The organism is Nioella aestuarii (assembly GCF_050896395.1).
Classification (GTDB): Bacteria; Pseudomonadota; Alphaproteobacteria; order Rhodobacterales; family Rhodobacteraceae; genus Nioella; species Nioella aestuarii.
This window is the reverse complement of record NZ_JBPBBA010000065.1, coordinates 1-9,560: the sequence shown is the minus strand read 5'-3', so window position 1 is coordinate 9,560 and position 9,560 is coordinate 1. Positions and strand designations below refer to the sequence as shown.

Below are 9,560 nucleotides of genomic sequence, written 5' to 3'. Positions count from 1 at the left end.
TTGCTGCCCGCGTGGCCCGCGCGCCCTGATCCCCCACCCAGTTCAACAGGTCCAGCCGCACCGGCACCGCCATTTCAGCAGCCGCCGTTGGCGTCGGGGCGCGTCGGTCAGATGCGTGGTCGATTAGCGTCGTATCGGTCTCGTGCCCCACGGCGGAGATCAGCGGGATCTCACTTTCCGCCGCCGCGCGCACCACCGCTTCCTCGTTAAAGCCCCACAGATCCTCCAGGCTGCCACCACCACGCGCCACGATGATCAGGTCGGGCCGTGGCAGCCGACCGGCTGGAAACGCATTGAACCCCCGGATCGCGGCCGCCACCTCGGGCGCGCATTTTGCGCCCTGAACCGCCACCGGCCAGATCAGCACCTTGCGCGGAAACCGGTCGCGAAGCCGGTGCAGAATGTCCCGGATCACCGCCCCGGAAGGTGAGGTCACAACCCCGATCACCTCTGGCAGAAACGGCAACTTCTGCTTGCGCGCCTCGTCGAACAGCCCCTCAGCCGCAAGCGCCGCGCGGCGTTTCTCCAGCATCGCCATGAGTGCGCCCATGCCGGCAGGCCGGATATCTTCGATAACCAGTTGGTATTTAGACTGTCCGGGGAACGTCGTCAGCCGCCCGGTGGCGATGACTTCCATCCCTTCCTCAGGCTGCGTCGCCAAGCGGGAGGAAACGCCCTTCCAGATGACACTGGCCAGAACGCTGCGGTCATCCTTGAGATCCAGGTAAATATGACCGGACCGGGGCCGCGACAGCCGCCCGACCTCACCACGCACCCGGACATGCGAAAAGTTCCCCTCGATGGTGCGTTTGACCGCCCCCGAGATCTCGGAAACCGTGAATTCCGGCGCGTTGCCCGGGGTGTCTTCGTCCAGCAAATCGTTCATGAGGTCAGACTAAACGCGCCCGCGCGAAGGTGCCAGATCAATCGCCAGCGCCGTCAAATAGGCAAGCCGCGAATATTCCAGCACCGCGCGCGTTGCCCTGTCAGGCGGCCAGCCGGTGCATTCGACCAGAAGGGTGACAAAGCCGCCTGGCATCGAATGCGCCTCGATCCGGTCCCAAAGCGCTTGATTCTTCATGCTGCGGCATCCCCTGTGCTTGTGCCCATGGCCCGGCTTGGGTATTCCCCGCCCAAACCTATCAGGCGGGGGACGCGACGTGAACATTCTGATCCTTGGCAGCGGCGGGCGGGAACATGCGCTGGCCTGGGCGGTTCTGCAGAACCCCAAATGCGACAAACTGATTGTGGCGCCGGGCAATGGCGGGATCGGGCAGATCGCCGAATGCGCGGCGCTCGACCCGGAAGATGCGGGCGCGGTTGTGGATTTCTGCGCTGAGGAAGCTATTGATTTCGTTATCATAGGGCCAGAAGCACCTTTGGCGGCCGGCGTGGCCGACGCGTTGCGCGACGCAGGCATTCTTACCTTTGGTCCGTCCAAGGCAGCAGCAGCACTGGAAGCGTCCAAGGCGTTCACCAAAGAGATCTGCGATGCCTGCGACGCACCGACGGCGGCCTATGCCCGGTTCACCGAGGCAGGATCCGCCAAGGATTACATCCGTCAGCAGGGCGCGCCGATCGTTGTCAAGGCCGACGGGTTGGCGGCCGGTAAGGGCGTGATCGTGGCGATGGATGAGGCGGAGGCGATCGCAGCCATCGACGACATGTTCGGCGGCAGCTTCGGCGGGGCCGGTGCTGAGGTGGTGATCGAAGAGTTTCTGGAAGGCGAAGAGGCGTCATTCTTCGTTCTATCCGATGGTAAGACCGTACTGCCAATCGGCACCGCGCAAGATCATAAGCGTGTGGGTGATGGCGACACGGGACCTAACACCGGCGGCATGGGAGCCTATAGCCCCGCGCCGGTGATGACGGATGCTATCACCATGAAAACGATGAAAGAAATCATCGAGCCCTCGATGGCCGAAATGGCCCGGCGCGGAACGCCCTTTCAGGGGGTTCTGTTTGCGGGCCTGATGATCAAGGACGGGCAGCCCAAGCTCATCGAATACAACGTGCGCTTCGGCGATCCCGAATGCCAGTGCCTGATGCTGCGCCTTGGGGCGCAAGCGCTGGACCTGCTGCTGGCGGCGTCCGAGGGGCGGCTGGATGAGATGCAGGTGACCTGGGCGGATGATCACGCGATGACCGTGGTGATGGCTGCAGACGGCTATCCCGGAAGCTATGAAAAGGGCAGCATCATCAAGGGCTTGGATGACCTTCCGGAAACAAGCTACGAGATGTGCTTTCATGCAGGAACCAAGCGGGAGGCAGGGGTTGTGACAGCTGTTGGAGGCCGGGTTCTGGCGCTTACGGCGCGCGGCGAAAGCCTGCAAGAAGCGCGCGACAAAGCCTATGCGCTGGTCGGGCGCGTGGATTGGCCCGAGGGGTTCAACCGGACCGATATTGGCCGGCGGGCGCTGCCGGACTGAACGAAATCGCCGTGGCTTTGCCATGTCGACCAGCGCGTCCGCACGCGGGCGCGACCCTTTGTTTTTCAGCCTGTCACCCCCGGTACACCCTGCGTACACCCCCGGTACATTCCCCATGCGACCGTCGCGCACCATCTGCGCGTCGACCCGCGCAGCCCCGCGGGCCGCGAGTGGCTTTTGACAAGATCTGAGATGTTTGGGGCGAGAGGCGCGTCGCATTCCGCCCCACGCTCATGCGGTGTCGCCGGTCTGAATCTCTAGCCGCTCAGAACCTGGCTTAGCACCGCCAATCCGGTGCCGATCACCAGCGCCCCGAACCCGGCAATCCGCAAGGTTTCCTCAGGCTCGCCCTGCATCCGGCGCATCAGGTCCTTCATGAACGAAGGGGCCAGCGCATAGGCCAGCCCCTCGATCACAAGCACCAGTCCGAGCCCCCAGAGGATCGTCTGGATCATCGTTCATTCCACCGGTGCGGGCACCGCCGCGGGGGCACGCCCGCCGGGTTGCGCGAAGAAGTCGAAGAACGCGCTGTCAGGGCTGAGGACCATCGACGAGTTCTCGCCGGTCAGGGCCCGCTCATAGGCGGTCATCGACCGGTAGAACTCGAAGAAATCCGGGTCCTGACCAAACGCCTCGGCAAAGATCCGGTTCCGTTCGGCATCGGCTTCACCTCGGATGATCTCGGCTTCACGCGCGGAATCTGAAACCAGTTCCACCACGGTCCGGTCGGCCTGGGCGCGAACCCGCTGCGCGGCTTCCTCACCGCGGGCGCGTTCGTCGGTGGCTTCCCGTTCGCGTTCTGCCCGCATCCGGGCGAAGGTCGCTTCGAGGTTCTGCAGGGGCAGCGCCGTCTGCTTGAGCCGCACGTCCAGAACGTCAAGCCCGAGCGGCTCCGCCAGAACCCGCGCCTGCGCCGTGATGCGCTGCATCAGCTCGGCCCGGTCGGATGACAGGATGGTGTTCGAGGTGACGCCATCGGCACCAAGTACGGCGCGGATCTGCGGGTTCAGGATGTCTTCCAACAGCCGATCCGCCTCGCGCAGGCCACCGTTGCCGACGGCCAGACGAAACTGGCGCGTGTCGATGATGCGGTAGCGGGCGAAAGCGTCGACGACCAGACGGCGGTCATCCGAGGGCGTAACTTCGATCGGCGCGGTGTCCAGCGACTGGATGCGGCTGTCATAAAGCACGATCTGTTCAATGATCGGGATACGGAAGTTGAGGCCCGGTTCCTCGATCTCGCTGCGGATGTCACCAAAGCGAAGCACAAGCGCACGCTGGCGTTCATCAACGATAAAGACCGAGCTCATGATGATCGCCATAACGATCACGATTGCGGGGATAATGAAAGTTGCCTTGCGCATGGATCAGTTCCCCCGGTTCCGAAGTTCGTTAAGCGGCAGATAGGGCACCACGCCACCGGTTGAGTCGGTGTCGAGAATGATCGTTTCCATTCCGCCAAGCACGCGTTCCATGGTTTCGAGGTAGAGACGCTGGCGCGTCACCTCGGGTGCCAGCCGATATTCGGCCAGAACCGCCGAGAAGCGGCTGGCCTCACCCTGGGCTTCGTTCACGACCTGCGCACGATAGGCCTCGGCCTCTTCCAGAAGCTGTGCGGCTTCACCGCGGGCCCCTGCGAGCACCTGGTTGGCATAGGCGTCGGCCTGGCGTTCCAACCGGTCACGTTCCTGTTCGGCGGCCTGAACGTCGCGGAAGGCGTCGATCACTTCAACCGGCGGGTCGGCACGGTCGAGGTTGAGACGCACCACGTTGATCCCGGATTCGTAGCTGTTGAGCGTTTGCTGAATCAGGTCCTGAACAGTATCTGCGATGATCTGACGATCTCGGTTCAGGATCGGGGCCAGTTGCGATGCGGCGATGATCTCGCGCATGGCGGCCTCGGACACGGCACGCACAGTGGCTTCCGGTTCGGCAAGGTTAAACAGGTAATCTTCCGGGTTCGAAATGTTCCAAACCACTTCGAAGTCGATATCGACGATATTTTCGTCCGTGGTCAGCATCAGACCGGTGTCGCCACCGCCCGAGCGGGCAATGCCAATGGATTCCGTCCGGTTGGTCGTGACTTCGACGATCTCGGCCCGGACCAGCGGCCAGGGCGCGAAGTTCAGACCGGGATCGCGAACCGCGAAGCGTTCCCCGAGGAAGAGTTCCACCGAGCGTTCTTCGGGCGCGACGGTGTAGACCGAGGCATAGGCCCAGAGGGCCAGTGCCGCAAGAACGCCAATCACGACCGTGCCGCGTCCGAATTGCGGGCCTTCGCCACCACCCGATCCGCCGCTGCCGCCGCCACGGCCGCCCATCAGGACGCGCAGCTGTTCCTGGCCCTTGCGGACGATCTCATCAATCTCAGGAATCTGCTGACCTTCGCCCGGACGTCGTCCGCCGCGATTATCGTCGTCATTTCCCCTGTTTCCTCCGCCACCGGAGCCGCCACCGCCGCCCCAGGGTCCGCCAGAATTTCCAGCCATGCCGGTTTCTACCCCTTGTTGTTCCATAGGGCACGCCCCGGAAGGCGCACCCTGTTCCATACGCTACCTGTGTCCCTTGGCTCGGAAAATCAAGCCGTGCGCACAGGTGTTTTCATTGTCACCAGTTCCTCGGCCATGGTCGGGTGCACCGCCATGGTCCTGTCGAAGTCCTCTTTCGTGGCGCCCATCTTGACGGCGATGCCCACCATCTGGATCAGTTCGCCTGCGTGATCGCCCACCAGGTGCACGCCCAGAACCTTGCGTGTATCGGCACGGACGATCAGTTTCATCAGCACCCGTTCCTCATGTCCCGCGAACAGGGCCTGCATGGGCCGGAAGGACGAACAATAGACCTCGATCGGCCCGGCGTCACGGGCTTCTTCTTCGGTCAGGCCAACGGTGCCCAGTTCCGGCTGTGTGAAAACGGCAGAGGGGATCAGGTCATGATCGGCTTTGCGCGGGGTGCCACCAAAGACAGTGTCGGCAAAGGCATGGCCCTCTCGGATCGCCACCGGCGTCAGGTTCACGCGGTCCGTCACATCGCCCACGGCAAAGATCGAGGGGATATTGGTCTGGCTGTAGTCGTCGACCTTGATTTCACCATTGCGGCCCATTTCAACGCCGATCTCTTCCAGCCCGAGGCCGGCGCTGTTGGGTTTACGACCCGTGGCATAGAGCACCTTGTCATATACCTGTTCCATCCCGTTGGAAGCCTTGACCCAGATCCCGTCTTCGACGCGGGCCATCTCCATCACGTTGGTGCCCAGATGCAATTCAATCCCGCGCGCCTGCATGGCGTCTGCGACATGGCCCCGCGCCTCATCATCGAAGCCGCGCAGAACCTGCGCACCGCGATAGTACTGCGTCACCTCGGTGCCGAGACCGTTAAAGATGCCTGCGAACTCACAAGCGATATAACCGCCGCCAACGATCAGAATGCTTTCAGGCTGTTCTTCCAGCTTGAACACCTCGTTCGAGGTCATCACCAGATCGGAGCCGGGGAAGTCCGGGACGAAGGGCCAGCCGCCGGTGGCGACAAGAATATGCGCGGCCGTGAAACTCTGACCGTCGGACAACTCGACCGTGTGAGCGTCTTTCAGGACTGCGCGGGCATTGTGGGTCACGACGCCGGACCGATCCAGATTGCCGCGATAGGCCGCTTCCAGCCGGTCAAGCTCGGCATCCAGCTTGGCGCGGAACTTGGTCCAGTTGAAGCCATGCACTTCGGCATCCCAACCATAGGACGCGGCATCGTGGACCTGACCGGGATAGCCCGAGGCATAGACCATCAGCTTTTTCGGCACACATCCGCGAATGACGCAGGTGCCGCCCATGCGGTATTCTTCGGCCAGCCCGACCCGCGCGCCATGTTCCGCCGCGATCCGGCCTGCGCGCACCCCGCCCGAACCACCGCCGATGACAAAAAGATCATAGTCAAACTGGCTCATGGCCTGCTCCTCAATCGCTATTTGTGACATGCCGCAGCTAAGGTCTGGTGGGGGAATGGGCCATGCGCGTCAGCGCACAGAGTTCTCTGCATCAGTCTGCGACGTCAACGAACAGGTTGTCGGTATCGATGATGTCGATCTGTTCATGTTCCACGGTGCCGTTGTTGATATCGCGCACCTCGACGCTGCCATCGCCCGCGCCGATCACCACGATATCGCAAATATCCAGGAACAACCCGTTTTCCACCACGCCAGGGATCTGGTTCAACACCAGGCTTAGCTGTTGGGGGTTGGGAATATGACGCAAATGCAGGTCTAGGATGAAATTGCCCTCGTCGGTGCGGAACGGTTCATCTTTGGCCAGGCGCAGCGATGTTTTGGTTCCCAGCACATCGAGATTGTCGAGCATTTCCTCGATCAGCGCCTTGGTGGTCTGCCAGCCGAACGGGATCACCTCTACAGGTAGTGGGAAGTTGCCAAGCGTTTCCACCTGCTTGGTCGGATCGGCAATAACAATCATTTGATCCGAGGCGGTGGCCACGATCTTTTCCTGCAAAAGCGCCCCGCCGCCGCCCTTGATCAGGTTCAGCTGCAGGTCGTATTCGTCGGCACCGTCAATCGTCAGGTCCAGCCACTTGACCTCATCCAGTGTCGAAATCGGCACGCCCACTTGCCGGGCCAGTTCCGCAGTGCGGGTAGAGGTGGCCACACCGGTCACCTTTATACCTTCTTCTCGCACCAGCTCTCCCAGACAGCGAACCATCCAGGCGGCGGTCGAGCCGGTGCCAAGCCCGACGCGCATACCGTCCTCGACATAGTCCACCGCCCGTTTGGCGGCCACGAACTTGGCCTTATCTATAGGAGAGAGCTCTGCGGTCATCGGCTTGCCCGTTTTTGTTCCATCACTAGGCTATTACACAAGCCGCGCGCGTGGCGCGAGTGGAAAACCCCTCAAAACAGTGCGGAAACCGCGGCTGGCAGGTGCTCTTTGGGCAGGATCACCAGCATAGCGGGGTGGTCCAGCTCGATCCGCACCTCTTCTGTCGCAACCCGGTTCGAGGTTCCGATGGTCCGACCGGGGGCGAAGGCTATGCCGTCGATCGGCCAATGCAAGCCTCGTGATATGCCGCTGACCTTAGCCATTGGAAAAAGAGACAGCCGCGTGCCGACCGGCAGGAAAAGCCGCAGCACCGGAGGGCAGAGGAACACGATATCCTCCTCTGCCACGACAATGCAGCGCGGCCACCGGCACCGCATCAACACATGCCAGGCGGCAAGTTCATGGTCGGTGCGCCGTCCCGTCATCCCGAGCGCCAGCACGCCTGGTGCCTCGATGCGGCTTAGCGCCTTTTCGAAATCGGTGCTTTCCTGTTCCGCAACCCGGATCAGCCGGTCAGCCGGAATGGAAGCGCGGGCCGTTGCCGAGAGGGAATCGAGATCGCCCACCACCAGATCGGGTGTAAATCCCAGGTCCAGCGCTCGGTCCGCGCCGCCATCGGCTGCAACCAGGGCTGGCGCTTTTCGTAAGGAATCGGCAAGATCATCTGGGTTAACGTCGCCGCCGCCCAATATTGTCACTAAAGTGTCATATCGGAAGGACCCAGATGCACTTGGCAAATTCTCGCCTTTTTTGCTGTCAGAAATCACTGAATAGCCCCAATGCCGTCCCGTTTGGCTGGGATAGATTTGTTACATCTTTTCTCAAGATGGTAAATTCCGGGACCAAACCTGGACGAGCAGAGATTGAGCCATGAGCGACGAAAACAAAATCCTTACGGTCTCCTACGGGACATTTTCCTGCACCCTGGAAGGGTTTGACAATCCATTCGAGGCAATGAAAGCCATTGCCGAATATTTCCGGGACCTCGCCGCCGGTGACCGGTTCTTCGGGGCGGAACCCCCGACCCCCGACACTGAAATGCTGCATCGAATCACTGAGGACGCCATTCAGGCCCGCGTCGACGCGCGGATCATGGAAAGCGGCCTGCTGCTGCGGCCCTCGTCCTATCAGGATGCCCAGGATGCTGCGCCGCTGGATGCTGGTGATGTGACAGAAGCCGCTGTGCCGCGGACCGCCGTGGATCTGGGTGAAAGCGAGGACAGCTTGACTGCCGCAGCGCCCGAAGCAGAGGTTGAAGACGCCGACGCCGCGCTGAGCGAAGACAGCTCAGAGGATGAAGACACCGGGGATATCGCCGCCGAAGCGGGTGCTGATCTGGACGAGATCACCGCCGAGGACGCGCCTGTTGATCAGGTCAGTGCCGAGGCCGAGATTGCGGAGCCGGTTGAAGAGACCGTTTCCGAGGATATCGCGGACGACACCGAAGCAGAGGACACCTCCGAAGAGGAGACGGCAGAGCTCGGTTCGGAAGATGTGGCAGAGGATGACGACGACAGCGCGCCCGTCGATCTGGGTCGGAGCGATTCTGTCGCCGCCGCCGCTGCGATGGCCGGTGCAGCCCTGGCTGCGGCGATGGCCGACCCTGTGAACGCCGAAGAAACCGAGGATACGCCCGAGGCCAGCGACACCCCTGATATGTCCGAGGCCGCCCCCGGCGAAGCAGGCGAAGACACCCTGTCTGCCGTTATGCAGGCCATGGCCACGGTATCGGACGAAGAGACCGAAGATGACAGTGCCGATGCCCCTCAGGCAATCGCCGAAAGCGCAGAGGACGCAGACGACGCCGATGAAGCCCTAGAAGGCATCGCTGCCGCAATGGCAGACAGCGCCGACGCCGTTGCCGAAGAAATTGAAGACACGATCGACGCGGTTGAAACCGCCGTTGAAGAGGCCGTCGAAGAGATAGCCGTGCAGGTTGAAGACACCGCCGAGGACGCCGCCGAAGAGGTGGACGAAATTGCCGAGGCAGTGGCGGAGGTGGCCGAAGCACCCGCCGTTGACAGCTATCCCGACCCCGACAGCGTTGCAGCCAAACTGGCCCGCATTCGCCGCGTCGTGGCGATGGAGGAAGACGAAGACAATGCCCCCGTCGCAGGATATCGCGAGGACGAAGACGACAGCGACCCTTTTTCCGATGGTCCGGCCGCTGATGCGGCAGAAGACACCGCCCCGGAGGCCGTGACCGAAGCTGAACCCGCTGCCGCAGACGTCCCCGCCCGCTCGTCACCGCTGGCCTCGACACGGTTGCTGTTCGCCTGCCCGCTCATCCCCTGATGCGCGGCGTCATGGAGGC

10 protein-coding genes are annotated in these 9,560 nt (G+C 62.3%); 2 read left to right on the top strand and 8 right to left on the bottom strand.

The features are described from left to right. Both xseA and ACROHD_RS20260 read right to left on the bottom strand, forming a co-directional pair. On the bottom strand, positions 1–886 hold an 886-nt coding region (xseA, locus tag ACROHD_RS20265), incomplete at its 3' end, for an exodeoxyribonuclease VII large subunit (protein ID WP_432680263.1). A 9-nt stretch (positions 887–895) separates the two neighbouring features. Beyond that, the gene (locus tag ACROHD_RS20260; protein ID WP_432680262.1) at positions 896–1,081 is read right to left on the bottom strand and encodes a hypothetical protein; all 186 of its coding nucleotides are present in this window, start codon (positions 1,079–1,081) and stop codon (positions 896–898) included. A 79-nt stretch (positions 1,082–1,160) separates the two neighbouring features. Here ACROHD_RS20260 and purD point away from each other — a divergent pair, with 79 nt between their 5' ends. Next, on the top strand, positions 1,161–2,429 hold the full coding sequence (gene purD / locus ACROHD_RS20255) for a phosphoribosylamine--glycine ligase (RefSeq protein ID WP_432680261.1): 1,269 nt from the start codon (positions 1,161–1,163) through the stop codon (positions 2,427–2,429). 257 nt (positions 2,430–2,686) lie between these two features. Here purD and ACROHD_RS20250 read toward each other — a convergent pair whose 3' ends face one another. The 6 genes from ACROHD_RS20250 to ACROHD_RS20225 all read right to left on the bottom strand — a co-directional run bounded on the left by ACROHD_RS20250 (position 2,687) and on the right by ACROHD_RS20225 (position 7,944). After that, on the bottom strand, positions 2,687–2,884 hold the full coding sequence (locus ACROHD_RS20250) for a DUF2065 domain-containing protein (RefSeq protein ID WP_432680260.1): 198 nt from the start codon (positions 2,882–2,884) through the stop codon (positions 2,687–2,689). A 3-nt stretch (positions 2,885–2,887) separates the two neighbouring features. Continuing rightward, complete coding sequence (gene hflC / locus ACROHD_RS20245; RefSeq protein ID WP_432680259.1) at positions 2,888–3,793, bottom strand: protease modulator HflC; 906 nt, start codon at positions 3,791–3,793, stop codon at positions 2,888–2,890. 3 nt (positions 3,794–3,796) lie between these two features. Then, entirely contained in the window at positions 3,797–4,918 is a 1,122-nt protein-coding gene (gene hflK, locus ACROHD_RS20240; RefSeq protein WP_432680264.1) for an FtsH protease activity modulator HflK, read from the bottom strand. Positions 4,919–5,007: 89 nt separating this feature from the next. Further along, the gene (gene gor, locus ACROHD_RS20235) at positions 5,008–6,366 is read right to left on the bottom strand and encodes a glutathione-disulfide reductase (RefSeq protein WP_432680258.1); all 1,359 of its coding nucleotides are present in this window, start codon (positions 6,364–6,366) and stop codon (positions 5,008–5,010) included. 91 nt (positions 6,367–6,457) lie between these two features. Next, positions 6,458–7,246 carry a ribose-5-phosphate isomerase RpiA gene (rpiA, locus tag ACROHD_RS20230; RefSeq protein ID WP_432680257.1) on the bottom strand — a complete coding sequence of 263 codons (789 nt, stop codon included), beginning with the start codon at positions 7,244–7,246 and terminating at the stop codon, positions 6,458–6,460. Positions 7,247–7,317: 71 nt separating this feature from the next. Beyond that, positions 7,318–7,944 carry a thiamine diphosphokinase gene (locus ACROHD_RS20225; protein ID WP_432680256.1) on the bottom strand — a complete coding sequence of 209 codons (627 nt, stop codon included), beginning with the start codon at positions 7,942–7,944 and terminating at the stop codon, positions 7,318–7,320. Between the two features lie 172 nt (positions 7,945–8,116). On the opposite strand from ACROHD_RS20225, the gene ACROHD_RS20220 reads away from it, so the two are divergent. Continuing rightward, complete coding sequence (locus ACROHD_RS20220) at positions 8,117–9,541, top strand: hypothetical protein (protein WP_432680255.1); 1,425 nt, start codon at positions 8,117–8,119, stop codon at positions 9,539–9,541. Positions 9,542–9,560 lie beyond the last annotated feature (19 nt).